Source organism: Natronococcus occultus SP4, assembly GCF_000328685.1.
GTDB lineage: Archaea > Halobacteriota > Halobacteria > Halobacteriales > Natrialbaceae > Natronococcus > Natronococcus occultus.
The window spans coordinates 952,158-970,248 of the sequence record NC_019974.1; the positions used below are offsets into that span (position 1 = coordinate 952,158).

Here is an 18,091-nt window from a genome sequence, read left to right on the forward strand (position 1 = left end):
GACTGCACCGTCCGTCGGCTCTCTCCGGGCGACGGTTACGGGGTGGTACCATGGCTGAGGACGACGCCGGCATCGAGATGACCCGCCGCGAACTCGGCGCCGCGGCGGCCGGGGTCGCCGGTGCCTCCGGACTCGGTCTGCTTGGTTACCGACGGCTCTCGGGTGATGCGGACGAGACGGCCGAGGACGGCCCGATGAACCCCCTCGAGGAGTATCCGAACCGGGAGTGGGAGGAACACTACCGCGACGTGTGGGAGCCCGACGACTCCTACATGCTCACGTGTACGCCCAACGACACCCACAACTGCTACCTCGAAGCATCCATCAAGAACGGCCAGGTTACCCGCCTCGGTCCCTCGATGAACTACGGCGAGGCGACGGACCTGGACGGCAACCAGGCGACCCAGCGCTGGGACCCCCGCGTCTGTAACAAGGGTCTGGCGATGATCGAGCGGTTCTACAGCGACCAGCGAGTCCAGGCCCCGATGGTTCGAGAAGGGTTCAGACAGTGGGTCGAGGACGGCTTCCCCCGCGAGGACGACGGCTCGATGCCCCAGGAGTATGCCAACCGCGGCGAGGACGACTGGGTCGAGATGGAGTTCGACGAGGCGTACGAACTCGCTGCGGAAGCGATCTACAATATCGCCGAAAACTACAACGGTGACGCGGGCGCACAGCGGCTCCTCGAGCAGGAGTACGACGAGCGCGTCGTCGAGGAGACCGAAGGGATCGGCACGCAAGTGCTGAAGTTCCGCGGCGGGATGCCCCTGCTCGGGATGATCCGACTGATGGGGATGTACCGCGTCGCGAATCAGATGGCGCTGGTCGACCAGCACATCCGCGATGTCGACGAGACCGAAGCCGTCGGCGGCGTCGGCCTGGACAACTACTCCTGGCACACTGACCTGCCGCCGGGACACACGATGGTTACCGGCCAGCAGACCGTCGACTTCGACCTCGTGAACGTCGAGTACGCGGACCACGTCATCCTCGCGGGGATCAACTTCCTGACGACGAAGATGGCCGACTGCCACTGGCTGACCGAGGCCAGACTCAAGGGCACGAAGGTCACCGGCGTCTTCACCGACTACAACGCGACGGCCTCGAAGTGCGACGAACTGGTCGTGCTCCGTCCGGCGACCGACTCCGCGCTGTTCCTCGGTGCGGCCAAGATCATCATCGAGGAGGAACAGTACGACGAGGACTACGTCCGTCGCTTTACCGACCTCCCAATGCTCGTCCGCATGGACGATAAGTCGCTCCTGCGTGCGAGCGACGTCGTCGAGGGCTACGAGCCCGCCGACCTCGAGAAGACGATGGTCGTCGAGGACGACGAGGACCGACCCCGGGAGGGGACGACCGAGGTCTGGGAGAACGTCCTCACTGAGGACCTTCGCGACGAGTGGGGTGACTTCGTCGTCCGCGACGAGGAGAGCGGTGAGCTCGAGCCCGTCACGCGCGACGAGATCGGTGACGACTTCGACGTCCCGGCGAGCCTCGAGGGTAGCTTCGAGGTCGAGACCGTCGACGGCGAGACCGTCGAGGTCCGTCCCGTCTTCGACTTGATCAAGCAGCACCTGATCGACACCTGGGACGCCGAATCCGTCGCGGAGGTCACCGGTAGCTCGCCGGAGGCCGTCGAGAATCTGGCCGCGGACGTCGCGGACAACCACGAGAAAACGCTCATCCTCACGGGGATGGGACCGAACCACTACACGAACCAGGACCAGAAGGACCGCGCCGTGTTCCTGCTGGCCTCGCTGACGAAGAACGTCGGCCGCCACGCCGGCAACGTCGGCAGCTACGCAGGTAACTACCGTGGCGCATACTTTAACGGCCGCGACCAGTGGATCTACGAGGATCCGTTCGATCCCGAACTCGATCCCGACTCGGACGTCGACATCCGGAATACGACGACGGCCCAGTCGGCCCACTGGTACTCCAACGGCGACCGTCCGCTAAAGATCGAGGGCGAGTACCACATGGGTGACTCGCATATGCCGACACCGACGAAGCTGCTGTGGGTGTCGGGTTCGAACTCGATCCTGGGCAACGCGAAGGGTTCCTACGATATCATCGAGAACATGCTTCGTAACGGCCGGATCGAGGCCTTTTTCACCAACGAGTGGTGGTGGACGGGGACCTGCGAGTACTCCGATATCGTCTTCCCGGCCGACTCGTGGGCCGAGCACAACATGAACGACATCACGGCCGCGGTGACGAACCCGTTCGTGATGGCGATCCCCACGACCGAGATCGACCGGATCTACGATACCCGTAACGACGCGGAGATCTACGCGGGCGTCGCCGAGAAGCTCGGCGAACTTCTCGACGACGACCGGTTCGAGGACTACTGGGCCTTTATCAATGAGGAGGACACGGCCCGGCCGTACCTCCAGCGGATCATCGACCACTCGAACACCGTCAAAGGGTACGACATCGACGACATGCTCGACGAGGCCCGCGACGGGACGCCGAAGCTCATCCAGACCCAGACGTACCCGAAGAAGGTCGGTGGCCGTCAGGCCGTCGACGGTGACCCCTGGTTCACGAAGACCGGTCGGATGGAGTTCTTCCGCGAGGAGGAGCTGTTCACCGAGGCCGGCGAGAACATCCCGCTCCACCGCGAGCCGATGGACGGGACGTTCTACGAGCCCAACGCCATCGTCTCCGGCGACGATCACCCGATCATCGATCCCGAGACCCCGGAGGACTTAGACTGGGACGAGGATCGCCGCGACGGCGACGCCCGACAGGTCCGTAACCGGATCTACACGCCGGAGGAGCTCACCGACACCGAGCACCCGCTCAAGGAGCTCGACGAGGGGTACGACTACAGCTACATGACACCGAAGTACCGCCACGGTACCCACACCTTCGCGAACTCGCTACCGAACATCGCGGTCTGGTGGGGTCCCTTCGGCGACATGGAGCGCCACGACGAGCGCAAGCCCTACTACGGCGAGGGGTACGTCGAGATGAACCCAGAGGACATGGAAGAGGAGGGCTTCAACGACGGCGACTACGTCTGGGTCGACGCCGACCCCGAGGACCGGCCGTACCGCGGCGCCGACTCCGAGGACGAGGACAACTACGCCCGCGCGAAGATGCGCGTTCGTAGCCAGCCGGCGATGCCACGGGGCGTCACCCGCAGCTGGATGAACCTGAACGGCGCCTCCCACGGTACCGTCGAGGCCCACAACGACGAGGACGGCGACGGGATGGCGGTCAACGAACAGACCGACTACGCGTCGCTGTACCGGCAGGGGAGCCACCAGAGCGCGACCCGAACCTGGTTCCGGCCGACCCTGCTGACCGACGACATGGCCCGGAAGAACTACGGTGGGCAAAACATCGACGTCGGCTTCGAGATGGACGTTCACGTCGCTAACGGCGCGCCAAAGGAGTCGTTCGTCAAGATCGAGAAGGCCGAGGACGCGGCCCACGAAGAGGACGAGGAACAGTGGATGCCCGACCGGAAGGGAATGCGACCCGCGGGCGAGGACGAATCGATGGAAGAGTACCTGAGCGGTAACTTCGTGACGACTTCCGACGACTAACACAAGGTGATTACAAATGGCTGAAGTATACAACTGGCAGATCGGACGCGAGATGGAGTACCCCTACGCAGAGTCCCGACCGGAGAAGCAGTGGGGGGCCGTCTTCGACATCAACAAATGTATCGCGTGCCAGACATGTACGCTGTCGTGCAAGACGACCTGGACCCACGGCGAGGGCCAGGAGCACATGTTCTGGAACAACGTCGAGACCAAACCCTACGGCTCCCATCCCATCGGCTGGGACAAGGAGATACTCGAGGAGCTCGGCGTCGGCGAGTGGACAGAACAGGACGGCGAGTACGTGTACGAGGGAGACACGATCTTCGAGGCCAACGACGTCGACTGGGAGGATATGGAGCCCGACGACGATCCCCAGAACATGCACGGCGAGGGGATCGAGGGCTACCTGCCCGACAGCGAGGACTGGGCCTACCCCAACCTCGGCGAGGACGAGCCGGCCGGCGAGCAGTTCCAGGCGGACACGCATATCTCGGAGGATCAGGAGACCCACCCGATGTGGTTCTTCTACCTCCCGCGGCTGTGCAACCACTGCTCGTTCGCGGGCTGTGCCGGAGGGTGTCCGGTCCAGGCGGTCTACAAGCGCGAGGAAGACGGGATCGTCCTGATCGACGAGGAGAACTGCGAGGCGTACCAGGAGTGCGTTCGGGCCTGCCCGTACGGCAAGTCCGTCTTCAACACCGAGAAGAACGTCTCCCAGAAGTGTGTCGGCTGCTACCCGAAGGTCGAGGAAGGGCTCGTCCCGCAGTGTTTCGAGAACTGTCTGGGCAAGATCCGCCAGCACGGCTGGATCAACCCGCCCGAAGAGGCCGACTCCTCGAACCCGATCGACTACCTCGTCCACGACGCCGAGGTCGCGCTGCCGCTGTACCCCCAGCTCGGCCTCGAGCCCAACGTCTACTACATTCCGCCGATCAACGTCCCGGACGATTACCTCGTCCAGATGTTCGGTCCGCGGGTCAAAGAGGCCAAGGAGACCTACCAGGCCGCCCGTCGCGGCGACGAGGAGTACCGCAAGCTCCGCGGCCTGCTCCACCTGATGGGGTCGACCGAGTGGCGCGTCGAGGAGTTCGAGGTCACCGACGAGGAAGCCATCGGCTACGACGAGGACGGCTCGACGGTTGCTCGCGTCCCGATGGAGGAACCGCAGTACGAACGCGACCTCTACGACGAGGAGAACGACGCCTACCGGCTCGACATCACGTAACCATGACCGCAATCACTCACGTTCACCGCGCACGACTGTACAAGCTCGCCTCGATGGCGTTCGACCGCCCCGACGAGCAGTTCGAGGAGGCACTGCTCTCGGGAACCTTCGAGCAGCAGCTGCTCGAGTCCGCCGAAGCGCTCGGTGGTGAGGACCTCGAGGAACACGCCACGACGGTAGCCGAGGCGGCACCGTCCGACGAGGACGGCATCGACGACCTCTACTCGGACTGGGCCACGCTGTTTGGTTTCGAGGAAGGTGGAAACATCTCTCAGTACCAGATCGAGTACAGTCCGGGAACGCTCGTCACCAGTACGGATGTGCTGGCCGACATTTCGGGCTTTTACGGCGCGTTCGGCCTCTCGATGGACGAGGGGAACCGCGATCGCGTCGACCATCTCTGCATCCAGCTCGAGTTCCTCTCGCACCTGGCTCTGCAGACGGCCTACCTCGAGAACGAGGGCGACGAGACCGGTGTCGAGGTCGTGACCGACGCCCAGGGGAGCTTCCTCGAGGACCATCTCGGACGCTGGACCGGACGGTTCCGCGAGACGCTTTCGGAGGACGCCGACATCGAGTTCTACCGAGCGCTCGCGTCAGTGGTCGACGTGCTCGTCGCCGACGACACCGACCGGTTCGACGTCGAACCGAAGGAGTTCGACGAGACGCAGCCCTCGCCCCTCGAGGGACTTAACGACGGAGAGGGTGACTTCCGCTGTGGGACCTGTGGTGCGACGCCCTCGGGATCGACCGCCGAGATGCCGATGGGTGACCGAAAGGGTCCCTACTAACTATCCGTTCAGTTCCATCCGATCTCGCGTTCTTTCGATCCGAGTCACCTTCGAGCCCGGCTCCAGCTCGACCGTTTGCCGACGGCACGCGGACCGGCTCCGAACCCGAGATGGTTCACGGATTTTCCCGTCCGTCTTCACTCCCCGTTATAAACGCCCCCGTATATTTTGGGCGTCAATTGGTACGAATCCCACCAAAAGAAGGGAGTAGAACGACGATGTCCGCGACGAACTCCACTACTGATTCCGCTTCCCCGCTATCGACCGAGACCAACGCCGACACCGGCACCGTCCTCGCGGCCCTCGAGGACGGCGATTGCCGAGCGATCCTCGAGGCGACGGCCGACGAGGCCCTGACCGCCGCCGAACTCGCGAGCCGCTGTGAGATCCCATCCTCGACAGTGTACCGCAAGCTTGAGCTGTTGACCGACGCCGGCCTGCTCGAGGAGCGAATCCGCATCCAGATGGGTGGCAAACACGCCAGCGAGTACTGCCAGTGTTTCGACGAGATCTCGATTTCCGTGTCGGATATCGACGGCGTATCAATCGACGCTTCCGGGGCGGGATCGAGTGCGCTCTCCGACTAATACGACGCTTCTTTGGCCGTCGAGCGACCGAACCGCGTTATCCCACTCGGCTCACAGAACGAGTTCCATCTCGTGTTCGCCCCGTCCGCTGGCGGTCGTCTCGAACCCGGCCGACCAGTAGAGGTTCATCGCGATCCGATTGCTCCGGGAGACGGTCAGCCAGACGTGGCCGACCCCGTTCTCCTGTCCCTGGCCGAGCAACCCGCGGATGAGCTGGGTTCCGATTCCCGCGGCCTGGTACTCCGGCCGGACGAAGATCGCCAGTTCGTACAGCTCGCCGGAGGGCACGAGCACTGCGTGGCCGACCACGTCCTCGCCGTGGCGCGCGATGGTGTTGAGCCCCTTCTCGAGTAGCCCCTCGAGCCACTCGCGGGTTCGGGAGTCGGATCGAGGTGGCAGTCCCTGCGATCGCGACGCCTCCTCGAAGTGGCCGTACATCTCGACGAGCGGGTCGGCGTCGCCGTCGTAGGCTTCGACCGTTATCGTTCGGCCCTCGTTGTCGTCGGCCGTCGTCGGCGGACGCGGGAACCGCGGCTGTTGGTCGGGCGGGAGGGTCATATGGAGTCTTCGAACCGGACGTTCCTAAGCCTGTCTCGTGTTCCTGGTAACTGGGAGCGATGGACGGTCGTCGTCCGGGATGAGAACCAGTATCGAAGGATGTGACCGGCACGCCCGGGTCAAAACCGGCGATTCGCTCGCGTCACGGTTTTGCCGCTTCGGCCCGGACGTTCGTCCGATGAATCGACGCCAGTTGCTCTCCGCGGGCCTCGCTACTGCCGGAGTCGCGACGGTCGCCGGGTGTTCCGGTACCGACGACGCCGGCACTGGGGGCTCGTTTCCCGCCCTCGACGTTCCGGCCTACGCCGACTGGATCCCCGAAGCGAGCCGCGACGACGCGGGCGCGTTTTTCGCTCACCTCGATTGGACGAGCCTCGGGGGGTTCGACGAAGACGACGGGCCCAGAACTGACGGCGAAGAAACCGAGGCGCTCGTCGAGGACGTCCCGATCCTTGGACTCCCGATGTACGGCGGTCTGATCGCCCCGTTCGCGGTGTTCGGAATCATGTTCTACCCGTTCTCCGGCGAGATCCTCCCCGACGACGAGCGGGAGATCGACGGGATCGCGACGGAGTCGATGACCTGGACCGAGGACGCGATCGTGTTCCGCGGGGAGTACGATCCCGAGCTGTTCGTCGCCCGGTACTCCGAGGGGTTTGAACAGGTCGACGAGCGCGACGGGTTTACGGTCTACGTCGCCCCCGAGGAGCTGGCCTACGCCGTCTCCGAGGACGCGGTGGTCGTCGCGATCCAGCCCGGCGACGACGACGTCTACCGTCCCGAGGACGTCGTCGACAACGCGCTCGAGCGAACGCTCTCGACGGTCGACCGGATCGTCGACACCGACGACGGCCGGTGGCTCTTCGAGACGACCGGCGACGCGGCGATGGCGTTCGGCGTCTGGGACGCCGACGACGTCGACGCCGTTCTCGATCCGGCCGAGAAGATCGACACCGGCAACGAGCCCGAGGCCGAGATCGAACTGGGCGACGATCCCGTCCTCGACGGCGCCAGGGGTTTCGTTACCAGCCTCGTCGTGTCCGCCGAGGACGGCGAGCTGCTCGAAACCGAGGCTCGGTTCTCGGGGCTCTACCCGGAGGACTCGGCCCCACCCGAGGACGTGGTCCGGGACCGGCTTCTTGCCGAAGACGTCTCTCATGAGATCGTCCTCGAGGGGGATCGAGTCCACGCGTCGGCGACGTTCGAGGAGCTGCCGTCGTAGGCTGGTCGCGCCGCACGCTGGCGAGTGGCCGTATCGCGAGTTCGCAGGCTGGCGCTCACGGGACCACTTCCGAGAACCGCGGCTGTTGCTCGACGCGTATTGTTAGGCGATAATAACGTGATCCCGACTGGATCCGAACCGCCGGGATAGTTCGCGTTCGTGGACGCCGCTCCCGTCGGTCGACGATCGGTGCGACGGGGCGGCTCAGTACCCGAGCTCTTTGCGGTGTTCCTGCAGGGAGTGTTCCTCGAGGTCGTCTCTCGAGTCGAACGTGTCCTCGCGGATCGGGCACTCGTGGTTCCCAGACATGGGCGATATTCGTGCCCGCCAGCGGGCAATACTTCGGCCCTTCGTGTGCTGCCGCTTGCGGCGTCTCGGGTTCGTAGTACGACTGGCCGCCGTGCGGTGGTGGCCTTCGCTTCGCGCTGCTCCCCAATTCGGACCGGGAGAGTGGTTTATTTCAGCTACCAAATTTAGAAATATAGTCTCGGGCGGATTCGAACCGCGAGGACTCGATCCTCTCGTCCTCTGGGTTCGAACCGACGAGGATATCTGCTGCTCACGAATTTATTCGCAGCAGGATAGTCCCGGGCGGATTCGAACCGCCGTCGTGGGCTGTCTTCCGTGACGGACTGAACCGAACACGTCCAAAGGCCCATATGATTGGCCACTACACCACGGGACTTCTCACGTCGTTCGAAGCTCCCGCGTACCTCGCGATTCCTTCGGAACCGCTTACTACTGCGGGACTTCACTCGCAGGTTAGACTCCCGTCGCACAATAGTGTTACTTTTCGTCGCGAGGTACTCGGTCGAGACTGACTAGAGGTATCCTTCGTCGACCAGTCGCTCGATACCCTCCTGCAGTCGCTCCTCGCTCGCGGCGTAGGAGATCCGGGCGTAGCCCGGCGTGCCGAACGCGCTGCCGGGAACCGTGGCGACGTGGGCGTCCTCGAGCGCGCCCTCACACCACTCCTGATCGTCCTCGTCGACGGGCAGCATCATGTAGAACGCCCCCTCGGGGACCGCGACGTCGACACCGTGGCCCTCGAGCAGGTCGACGACCAGGTCCCGACGCTCGGCGAAGGCGGCGACCATCTCGGCGACGGCCTCGTCGGTGTTCTCGAGGGCTTCGACGCCGGCGTGCTGGACGAAGTTCACCGCCGAGGACACCGAGTGGCTGTGGAGCTTGCCGGCCTGGTCGATCAGCTCCTCGGGGCCGGCGAAATAACCCAGTCGCCAGCCGGTCATCGAGTACGCTTTCGAGAAGCCGTTGACCGTGACGGTGCGGTCTTCCATCCCCTCCAGGGTCCCCAGACTCGTTGGTTCGACGCCGTAGGTGATCTCCTTGTAGATCTCGTCGCTGATGACGGTGATATCGTGCTCGACGGCGAGGTCGCGCACGCCCTCGAGCGCTTCGTCGGAGTAGACGGCGCCCGTGGGGTTCGACGGCGAGTTGACGATCAGCAGCTCGGTCTCGTCCGACACCGCGGCCTCGAGGTCCTCGAGGGCGGGCTCGAGCTGGAAGTCGGTTTCGGAGAGGTCGACTCGCGACAGCGAGCCGCCGGCCATCTTGACCATCGCCTCGTAGGAGACCCACGCGGGATCCAGGAGCACTACTTCGTCGCCTTCGGCGACCAGGGCCTGGACGATCTCGTAGAGTGCCTGCTTCGCTCCGGGCGTGACGATGATCTCGTCGGTACCGTGCTCGAGACCGTCATCGGCGAGCTTCTCGGAGATCGCTTCGCGCAGTTCGAGGATCCCCGCCGAGGTTGTGTAGCCGGTGTGGCCGGCGTCCATCGCGTCCTTGCCGGCCTCGACGACGTTCTCGGGCGTGGGGAAGTCGGGCTCGCCGACCGAGAGGTCGACGACGTCGGCGCCGTCGTTCTCGAGTTCGGTCGCGAGCGCGGAGATGGCAAGCGTTGCGGACGGTTCGACTCGGGTCAGGCGGTCGGTGAATTCCATCGTCATTGTTGGGTAGCTTCCGGCAGCTCGGCGACGAGATCCAGCGCGCCGTCGACTGCTTTCGCCGCGTTGTCGACCCGTTCGCGGGCCTCCGCGGCGGACATGCCGGGGCCGGTGACGCCGAGCGTTACGGGAGTGTCACGCTCGAGACTGACGTCGGAGAGTCGCTGTGCGGCCGCGTCGGTGATCACCTGGTCGTGGTCGGTGTCGCCGGTGATGACCGTGCCGATCACGGCGACGGCGTCGACGTCCTCGCGGCGAGCGAGTCGGTCGGCCGCGAGCGGGGCGTCGTAGACTCCCGGAACGCGAACCGTCTCGTACACCTCGGCGCCGGCGTCGTCGGCGGTCTCGCGGGCAACGGTCTCCATCTGCTCGGTGATCTCTCGGTTGAACTCCGCGACCACCAGTCCGAGCGTGGTCATACTCGAGCGGTCGGGTGGGGAGTTCAAAGAGGTACCGTTCTCGGCGGACGTCGCGGCTTCTGCGACGAGGACGCGACCTCGTTGTTGACCGCAACGGTCAGTCGGTGGCTGCCCGCTCGAGTACTCACGAACGTGCTGATCGATACCGGGACTTCGTCGCTAAATCGACAGGATTGAGAATACTTAAACGACGGCCCGTCCAACCCACGCCCGATGACGACGCTACGGACGCCGGGGCCGACCCTCGGCGTGGTCGGTGGCGGACAGCTCGGACGAATGCTCGCCGAGGCGGCCGCGCCGCTTGGCGTCGAGGTCGTCGTGCTCGATCCGACGCCGGACTGTCCGGCCGCGCCCGTCGCGCGTGACCAGATCGTCGCCGAGTTCGACGACGAAGCCGGCATTCGGGAGCTCGCCGCGCGGGCCGACGTCCTCACCTTCGAGATCGAACTGGCCGACCAGGACGTCCTCGAGCGGGTCAGCGAGGACTCGGGGACGCCCGTCCACCCCGATCCCGCGACCCTCGAGACGATCCACGACAAGCTCGTCCAGAAGCGAACCCTCGAGGACGCGGGCGTTCCCGTCCCGCCGTTTCGGGCGGTCGATGGTCCTGACGACGTCCGCGAGGCGATCGACGACTACGGCGCGCCCGTCATGCTGAAGGCCCGGACTGGCGGGTACGACGGTCGCGGAAACGTCCCCGTCGAGTCGAAAGCCGACGCGGCCGAGGCCCTCGAGTCGGTCGCCGGCCCCGCGATGGTCGAATCGTTCGTCGACTTCAAACGGGAGATCTCGGTGATCGCGGTCAAGGGCGACGACGAGACCGCTGCGTTCCCGATCGGGGAGAACGTCCACGAGGACGAGATCCTGCGGGAGACGATCGTTCCTGCGGGCTCCGAGGAGGCCGTCGAGCAACGAGCCCGCGAGGTCGCCGAGGACGTCCTCGGGGTGATGGAGGGACGGGGCGTGTACGGGATCGAACTCTTTGAAGCACCCAACGGCGACGTCCTGCTCAACGAGATCGCCCCCCGCCCGCACAACTCCGGCCACTGGACCATCGAGGGCGCACAGAGCTCGCAGTTCGAACAGCACGTCCGTGCGGTGCTTGGCTGGCCGCTGGCCGCGACCGACCTGCGCTCGCCGACGGTGTCGGTGAACCTGCTCGGCGACGTCGATAAGTCGCGAGACGCCGAGCTCCGGAACGTTGACCGCGTCCTCGAGACGCCCGCGGCGAACCTCCACTGGTACGGAAAGCGACAGGTTCGGCCGCTGCGGAAGATGGGCCACGTCACGCTCGCCGGACGCGAGGGCGAGACGACCGAGGAGTTGCTCGAGACCGCCCGGGAACTCGAGCGTGCCGTCACGTTCACGTCGGAGTAAGCAACACTGCCTACCATGAGCGACACCGTCGAGGAGCTGATCGACCGCCTGCACCGCGAAGCCGACCAGGATCGCCCGGACGCCGAGACGCCCGACGTCGGGATCGTCATGGGCAGCGACTCCGACCTCGAGGTGATGTCGACTGGTGGCCGTCGCCGCGGCGCTTACGACGCCCTCGTCGACGAACTCGGTTTCGAGGAACAGACCGACTACGAGACTCCGCCCGAGGCCCGGTTTACCTTCGAGACGTACGTCACCTCCGCCCACCGCACGCCGGAGCTGATGACCGCCTACGCCGAGACGGCCGAGGACCGCGGGCTCGAGGTGCTGATCGCGGGCGCGGGCGGCAAGTCCGCCGACCTGCCGAATATGACCGCCTCGATCGCCTACCCGCTGCCGGTGATCGGCGTTCCGGTCCAGGAGAAGTCCGTCGACAGCGTCATCGGGATGCCGACTGGCGCGCCGCTGGTCGCGGTCGACGCCGGCAAGTCGTTCAACGCCGCACTCTCGGCCGCCCAGATCCTCGCCCGTCGACACGAGCCCGTTCGAGAGCGACTCCTCGAGTATCACGAGCGCTTGCGAGACGAAGTCGGCGCGGTCTCACGCCGGCTTCACGACGAGGGAACCGCGGCGTTCTCGGAAGAGTGAGCTGACTGACGCGGGAGCGCGTGGGAAACGCCCTCTACAAGTAGAGCAGGGCGAGTACCGGGATCGTTCGAGAGAGCTTTGCTCTCTCGTGAGGACGAGGATCGGCGATTCTCGAACCACTTGCCCCGAGGTAGTTCACTGCAGTCGGTCGACGAATACCCGTTGGACGTCCCTCGGCTGTCGATCGGACCGATTCTTCGTGACGAACGGGGTAGTCGTTGTGCTGACGATCGTTTGCGGGCGTCCTCGCGCGACGAAAACGGATGCTGGTGCTCCTACGGGCCGAAACGGGAAGAATCACCCTTATATGCGTGGACTCTGAAGCCTCGAACGTTATCGAGATGAATGACTGGATCGCTATCGGCGCGCTCGCGCTCGTGGGACTGCTGATACCGCTCGGGATGATGGCGGTATCGTACCTCCTGCGGCCGAGCGTCCCCGAAACGAGCAAACGTGCCACCTACGAGAGTGGCGAGGTGCCGACCGGCGGGACGCGCATCCGATTCAATATCCAGTACTACATGGTTGCGCTTCTGTTTCTCGTCTTCGACATCGAAACCGTCCTGCTGTTTCCGTGGGCGGTCGTCTACCAGGATGCGCTCGCAGCCGAGGAGTACGGACTCGTCCACGCCCTCGGTCCGATGGTCGCGTTCGTCGTCATCCTGCTGATCGGCTTCGCCTGGGCGTGGCGAACCGGTGCCGTCCAGTGGGCGAGGACGCAGGAACAAGTCGAAGCTGGAGCTGATCGATCATGAGCAGCGACAAACCACGGCAAGACATCTACGAGAGTACCGCTCCGTCGACCGACACTCGCGAGGCACGGATGGGGGCCGGTCCCGACGACCGATTCAACTCGAAGCTTCGGGAGGCGTTCGGATCGACCCCGTTCATCCTCACGAAGTTCGACCAGTTCATGAACTGGGTTCGGGGGAACTCGATGTTCATGCTACAGTTCGGGATCGCCTGCTGTAGCATCGAGATGATGCACACGTACGCGATCAAACACGACCTCGACCGGTTCGGCGCGGGCGTTCCCCGAGCCTCGCCGCGCCAGGCCGACGTGATGATCGTCCCGGGAACGATCGTCTCGAAGTTCGGGCCCCGGATGAAGCGGGTCTACGACCAGATGCCCGAACCCAAGTTCGTCGTCGGGATGGGGTCGTGTACGATCTCCGGGGGGCCGTTCCAGGAGGGATACAACGTGGTCAAGGGAGCCGAGGAGATCATTCCCGTCGACATCCACGTTCCCGGCTGCCCGCCCCGACCGGAGGCGCTGATCTACGGCGTCGCCAAACTGCAAGAACGGATCCGCAACGGCGAGACCTCGCCCGTCGTGGTCAAACCGTACGAACTCGAACAGTTCGGCGACCTGCCGAAGGACGAACTCGTACAGAAACTCGCGGACGACATCGACGAGGACGATCTCGTCATGCGGTACAACTGGGCTGATTCACCATGAGCACGGGCGTCGAACGAGAGGCACGGGAGCTCACAGAGGACGAACTCGAGGCGTTGATCGGTGATCGTGCGCTCAGACGCGACGATCACCTCAACGCGCCCGGCTTCGTCATCCGCCCGGACGATGTGCAGGACGTCCTGTTCGATCTCCGGGACCAGGCAGGGTTCGATCACCTCTCCTGTCTGACCGCACAGCAGTACGAGGACCGATACGAGTCGATCTACCACCTCCGGAAGTACGCCGACCCGACCCAGGAGGTGTCGGTCATCGTTCCGACGAGCGTCGACGACCCGGTCAGCCAGAGCGCCGAGCCGGTCTACCGGACCGCCGACTGGCACGAGCGGGAGGCGTTCGACCTCGTGGGGATCGACTACGAGGGACATCCGGACCCGCGCCGGATCCTCCTGCCCGAAACCTGGCAGGGCCACCCCCTCTCGAAGGACTACGATCAGGAACAGCCCCAGGTCGTCACCCTCACCGAGCACGCCAACCCGATCCAGCCCGACCACCACGACGAGGAGTCGGACACGATGTTTCTCAACATCGGTCCCCACCATCCGGCGACCCACGGCGTGCTCCACGTCAAGACGGTGCTCGACGGCGAGACCGTCGTCGACATCGATCCCGACATCGGCTACCTCCACCGCTGCGAGGAGCAGATGTGCCAGCAGGGGACCTACCGCCACCAGATCATGCCCTACCCCGACCGGTGGGACTACGTCTCGGCCGGCCTGTTGAACGAGTGGGCCTACGCCCGCACGGCGGAGGATCTGGCCGACATCGAGGTCCCCGAGTACGCCCAGATCATCCGAACGATGGGCGCCGAACTCTGCCGGATCGCCTCGCATTTCCTGGCGCTCGGGACCTTCGCGCTGGACGTCTACGGCGACTTTACCGCCGTCTTCCAGTACGCGTTCCGCGACCGGGAAGTCGTCCAGGACATCCTCGAGGACCTCACCGGCCAGCGGCTGATGTTCAACTACTTCCGGCTCGGGGGGGTCGCCTGGGACCTGCCCGAGCCCCGCGAGGAGTTCTTCGAGAAGACGCGGGACTTCCTCGACGGCCTCCCCGCGAAGACAAACGAGTACCACAATCTCCTCACCGGCAACGAGATCTTCCAGATCCGGTGTAACGACACGGGCGTCCTCGAACCCGAAGTCGCCAAGTCCTACGGCTGTACGGGCCCCGTCGCTCGCGCCTCGGGAGTCGACTACGACCTCCGGCGTGACGACCCCTACGGCTACTACGAGAACCTCGAGTGGGACGTCATCACCCGCCAGGGCTGTGACAACTACGCCCGCGTTCTCTGCCGGATGGAGGAGGTCGAGGAGTCGGCAAAGATCATCGAGCAGTGTCTCGACTTACTCGAGGACTGGCCCGAGGACGACCGTGAGATTCAGGCCAACGTTCCCCGGACGCTCAAACCCGATCCCGACACGGAGATTTACCGGGCCGTCGAGGCCGCGAAGGGCGAGCTGGGCATCTACATCCGGTCGGACGGTACCGACAAGCCGGGCCGGTTCAAGATCCGCAGCCCGTGTTTCCACAACCTCTCGGCACTTGAGGAGATCAGCGAAGGGGAGTACATCCCCGACCTGATCGCCTCGCTCGGAAGCCTCGATATCGTGCTCGGTGAGGTGGATCGATGATCGAGGGGCCGTTCCTCCAGACCGGTGATACCGTGTTGCTCCCCGAGCGGCTCGGCGACCTGCTCGGCCTGGATCAGTTCGGGCTCGCCGGTGAGCTACTCGCGGCGTTTCTCGCCGCCTTCATTATCGGCAATCTGATGCTGGCGATGACCGGCGTCGCCGGCCCGTGGGCGAAACGGAAGATCACCGCCGCGTTCACGGACCGGATCGCCGTCAACCGGCTCGGGCCCGCCGGCCTGTTTATCATCGTTGCCGACGCGGTGCGACTGCTCTCGAAGGAAAACATCATTCCCGAGAACGCCGACCGCCCGGCCTACGACCTCGCGCCGATCGTGGTCGCGTCCTCGGCGCTTTTGGGCTTCGCGGTGATCCCGATGGGAAGCGGGATCCACCTCGCCGACCCCGAGGTCGGTCTGGTGTTCGTCTTTGCGGTCGCCGGCATCGCGAGTCTCGGTCTGGTGATGGCCGGCTACTCGTCGGCGAACAAGTACTCGATGCTCGGCGGATTGCGTGCGGTCGCACAGAACGTCGCCTACGAGATCCCGCTCGTCGTCACCGGGATGTCGGTCGTGATCTTCACCGGCTCCCTGCAGATGAGCGAGATCGTCGCCGTCCAGAACCAGCCGCTGGTCGATCTCGGTGTGGTCGCGATCCCGCAGTGGTTCGCGATCGTCAACCCGTTCGCGTTCGTGTTGTTCCTGGCGGCGAACTTCGCGGAAGTCGGTCGCAACCCCTTCGACACGCCGGAGGCCCCGACCGAGATCGTCGCGGGATATCAGACCGAGTACTCCTCGGTCTACTTCGTGTTGATGTATCTCGGCGAGTTCCTGCATATCTTCCTGGGCGGGGCGATCATCGCGACGATCTTCCTCGGCGGCCCCGCCGGACCCGGCCCCGAGGCGATCGGGATCGTCTGGTTCATCATCAAGATCTGGGGCGTCTTCCTGCTGACCCAGTGGATGCGGTCGGCGGTGCCCCGGGTTCGGATCGATCAGCTGATCGAAATCGGCTGGAAGGGACTGCTCGTCCTTTCGTTTGCCAATCTCATACTGACCGCGGTAATCGTGGGGATCATCCAATGATCGGACTACTCAAATCGATGGCAACGACGATGAAACACGCGTTAGACGGCTCGACGTTCACCGTCGAGTACCCCGAAACCGCGCCGGACGTCTCGCCGCGCTTTCGGGGAGTCCACAAGTTCAGCCAGGAGCGGTGTATCTGGTGTCGCCAGTGCGAGAACGTCTGTCCGAACGATACGATCCAGATCGTGATGGACGACCAGCGCAACGGCGAACAGTACAACCTCCACATCGGACAGTGTATCTACTGTCGACTCTGCGAGGAGGTCTGTCCAGTCGACGCCATCCTGCTCACCCAGAACTTCGAGTTCACGGGCGATACCAAACACGATCTGGTGTACAACAAAGAGCAGCTGAAAGCGGTACCGTGGTACAAGGATATCGATCCGCTCGAGTCACGCGAACCCGACCGGGGTGCGTGGATCGGCGAGGGTGACGGAGAGGTCGATTACCAGTAATCGGGCCGCCCGTCCCGAGAACGGGCAGACACATCCAACAATGACATACGAGCTGATCGCGTTCGCGCTGTTCGCGTTCGTCACGCTCACCAGCGCGCTCGGCGTCGTGTTGCTTGCCGATCCGTGGCACTCGGCACTGATGCTCGGCGTGACGCTGGTCAGCGTCGCGGTGTACTACGTGATGCTGGCGGCGGAGTTCGTCGCCATGATGCAGGTCCTCGTCTACGTCGGCGGAGTCCTCATCCTCATCACGTTCGCCGTGATGCTCACCCAGCGCGAGGAGCCGGACGCGGAAACCGAGTCCGACGAGGTGGTACAGACATGAGTAACAGACCCCAGCTCCGGCTGGGCGAGTCGCTGGTCCCGGGCGTTCTGGCCGTCGCGCTGTTCGGCGCGATGGCGATGATCGCGCTGAATACGGGCTTTGCCGACGAAATGGTCGGCTTTCCGGACGGCATCTCGGTAACCTCCGAGATCGGCTACGCGCTGTTTGACTTTACGGCCCTGCAGTCGACCGAGGGATCGATCGGCAACACCGAGCCGTTCCTCGCTTCGTTCCTGCTCATCGCAGTCGTTCTGGACGCCGCGCTCGACGCCGCGCTCGTCCTCGCGAAACGCGAGACGGAGGGCCAGCCCGTCGCTCCCCTCGCGAGCGTTACCGGGTCCGGTCCGGGAACGACGGGCAGCGACCAGATCGCCGCGGCGGACGGCGGCGACCTCGAGCGCGGGTCGCGCTCGGAGTCGACGGAGTCGACCGACGCCGAGGACGGAGGTGACGCCTGATGGACGTCCCTATCGAGTACTTCGTCCTGCTGTCGATGGCGCTGTTTTCCATCGGCCTCTTTGGCATTCTGACGCGTCGCAACGCACTGATGTTCCTGATGTCCGTCGAGATTATGGTCAACGCGGCGAACATCAATCTGATCGCGTTCGCACTGTATCACGGTAACCTCACGGGACAGGTGTTCGCGCTGTTTGCGATGGCGCTTGCCGCCGCGGAGGTCGCGATCGGGCTCGGGATCATCCTGGTGTTGTACCGTAACTTCCGTGACGTCGACGTCACGGTTCCGACGACGATGAGGTGGTAAG

19 protein-coding genes and 1 tRNA gene are annotated in these 18,091 nt (G+C 64.6%); 15 read left to right on the top strand and 5 right to left on the bottom strand.

The genetic code is table 11. The annotated features are described in order from the left end of the window. Positions 1–50: 50 nt before the first annotated feature. The 4 genes from NATOC_RS04755 to NATOC_RS04770 all read left to right on the top strand — a co-directional run bounded on the left by NATOC_RS04755 (position 51) and on the right by NATOC_RS04770 (position 6,163). On the top strand, positions 51–3,560 hold the full coding sequence (locus NATOC_RS04755) for a molybdopterin-dependent oxidoreductase (RefSeq protein WP_015320288.1): 3,510 nt from the start codon (positions 51–53) through the stop codon (positions 3,558–3,560). Between the two features lie 16 nt (positions 3,561–3,576). Next, positions 3,577–4,785, top strand: coding sequence for a 4Fe-4S dicluster domain-containing protein (locus NATOC_RS04760; protein WP_015320289.1), 1,209 nt, complete (start codon positions 3,577–3,579; stop codon positions 4,783–4,785). Between the two features lie 2 nt (positions 4,786–4,787). Next, positions 4,788–5,576, top strand: a complete 789-nt coding sequence (locus NATOC_RS04765) for a TorD/DmsD family molecular chaperone (RefSeq protein ID WP_015320290.1) — start codon at positions 4,788–4,790, stop codon at positions 5,574–5,576. Positions 5,577–5,794: 218 nt separating this feature from the next. Beyond that, entirely contained in the window at positions 5,795–6,163 is a 369-nt protein-coding gene (locus tag NATOC_RS04770; RefSeq protein ID WP_015320291.1) for a winged helix-turn-helix domain-containing protein, read from the top strand. Positions 6,164–6,214: 51 nt separating this feature from the next. On the opposite strand, the gene NATOC_RS04775 is transcribed toward NATOC_RS04770, so the two are convergent. Beyond that, positions 6,215–6,721, bottom strand: a complete 507-nt coding sequence (locus NATOC_RS04775) for a GNAT family N-acetyltransferase (protein ID WP_015320292.1) — start codon at positions 6,719–6,721, stop codon at positions 6,215–6,217. Between the two features lie 178 nt (positions 6,722–6,899). Between NATOC_RS04775 and NATOC_RS04780 the strand changes: the two genes are divergently transcribed. After that, a complete protein-coding gene (locus tag NATOC_RS04780) occupies positions 6,900–7,943 on the top strand; it encodes a twin-arginine translocation signal domain-containing protein (RefSeq protein ID WP_015320293.1) in 1,044 nt (347 codons plus the stop codon). A 204-nt stretch (positions 7,944–8,147) separates the two neighbouring features. Here NATOC_RS04780 and NATOC_RS23345 read toward each other — a convergent pair whose 3' ends face one another. From NATOC_RS23345 to ribH, 4 genes are all read right to left on the bottom strand, one after another. Further along, complete coding sequence (locus NATOC_RS23345) at positions 8,148–8,252, bottom strand: hypothetical protein (protein ID WP_015320294.1); 105 nt, start codon at positions 8,250–8,252, stop codon at positions 8,148–8,150. Between the two features lie 273 nt (positions 8,253–8,525). After that, positions 8,526–8,628 (bottom strand) — tRNA-Gln (locus NATOC_RS04785). A 136-nt stretch (positions 8,629–8,764) separates the two neighbouring features. After that, entirely contained in the window at positions 8,765–9,913 is a 1,149-nt protein-coding gene (locus NATOC_RS04790) for a pyridoxal phosphate-dependent aminotransferase (RefSeq protein WP_015320295.1), read from the bottom strand. Continuing rightward, a complete protein-coding gene (ribH, locus tag NATOC_RS04795) occupies positions 9,910–10,329 on the bottom strand; it encodes a 6,7-dimethyl-8-ribityllumazine synthase (protein WP_015320296.1) in 420 nt (139 codons plus the stop codon). The genes NATOC_RS04790 and ribH overlap by 4 nt, the downstream gene beginning before the upstream one ends. Positions 10,330–10,542: 213 nt before the next feature. Here ribH and NATOC_RS04800 point away from each other — a divergent pair, with 213 nt between their 5' ends. The 10 genes from NATOC_RS04800 (at position 10,543) to nuoK (ending at position 18,090) form a co-directional block, all read left to right on the top strand. Continuing rightward, entirely contained in the window at positions 10,543–11,706 is a 1,164-nt protein-coding gene (locus NATOC_RS04800; RefSeq protein ID WP_015320297.1) for a 5-(carboxyamino)imidazole ribonucleotide synthase, read from the top strand. Positions 11,707–11,721: 15 nt separating this feature from the next. Then, positions 11,722–12,354 carry an AIR carboxylase family protein gene (locus NATOC_RS04805; protein WP_015320298.1) on the top strand — a complete coding sequence of 211 codons (633 nt, stop codon included), beginning with the start codon at positions 11,722–11,724 and terminating at the stop codon, positions 12,352–12,354. Positions 12,355–12,695: 341 nt separating this feature from the next. Further along, positions 12,696–13,109: an NADH-quinone oxidoreductase subunit A gene (locus NATOC_RS04810; RefSeq protein ID WP_049888885.1), complete on the top strand. Its 414-nt coding sequence runs from the start codon at positions 12,696–12,698 to the stop codon at positions 13,107–13,109. Then, complete coding sequence (locus NATOC_RS04815; RefSeq protein WP_015320300.1) at positions 13,106–13,813, top strand: NADH-quinone oxidoreductase subunit B; 708 nt, start codon at positions 13,106–13,108, stop codon at positions 13,811–13,813. Before NATOC_RS04810 ends, NATOC_RS04815 begins: the two co-directional genes overlap by 4 nt. After that, positions 13,810–15,462, top strand: coding sequence for an NADH-quinone oxidoreductase subunit D (locus tag NATOC_RS04820; RefSeq protein ID WP_015320301.1), 1,653 nt, complete (start codon positions 13,810–13,812; stop codon positions 15,460–15,462). Before NATOC_RS04815 ends, NATOC_RS04820 begins: the two co-directional genes overlap by 4 nt. Beyond that, positions 15,459–16,544: a complex I subunit 1/NuoH family protein gene (locus tag NATOC_RS04825; protein ID WP_015320302.1), complete on the top strand. Its 1,086-nt coding sequence runs from the start codon at positions 15,459–15,461 to the stop codon at positions 16,542–16,544. Before NATOC_RS04820 ends, NATOC_RS04825 begins: the two co-directional genes overlap by 4 nt. Next, positions 16,541–17,002: a NuoI/complex I 23 kDa subunit family protein gene (locus tag NATOC_RS04830; RefSeq protein ID WP_015320303.1), complete on the top strand. Its 462-nt coding sequence runs from the start codon at positions 16,541–16,543 to the stop codon at positions 17,000–17,002. Before NATOC_RS04825 ends, NATOC_RS04830 begins: the two co-directional genes overlap by 4 nt. Positions 17,003–17,042: 40 nt before the next feature. Further along, a complete protein-coding gene (locus tag NATOC_RS04835; protein ID WP_015320304.1) occupies positions 17,043–17,327 on the top strand; it encodes an NADH-quinone oxidoreductase subunit J in 285 nt (94 codons plus the stop codon). Beyond that, entirely contained in the window at positions 17,324–17,785 is a 462-nt protein-coding gene (locus NATOC_RS04840) for a hypothetical protein (protein WP_015320305.1), read from the top strand. The genes NATOC_RS04835 and NATOC_RS04840 overlap by 4 nt, the downstream gene beginning before the upstream one ends. After that, positions 17,785–18,090, top strand: a complete 306-nt coding sequence (nuoK, locus tag NATOC_RS04845) for an NADH-quinone oxidoreductase subunit NuoK (RefSeq protein WP_015320306.1) — start codon at positions 17,785–17,787, stop codon at positions 18,088–18,090. The genes NATOC_RS04840 and nuoK overlap by 1 nt, the downstream gene beginning before the upstream one ends. Position 18,091 lies beyond the last annotated feature (1 nt).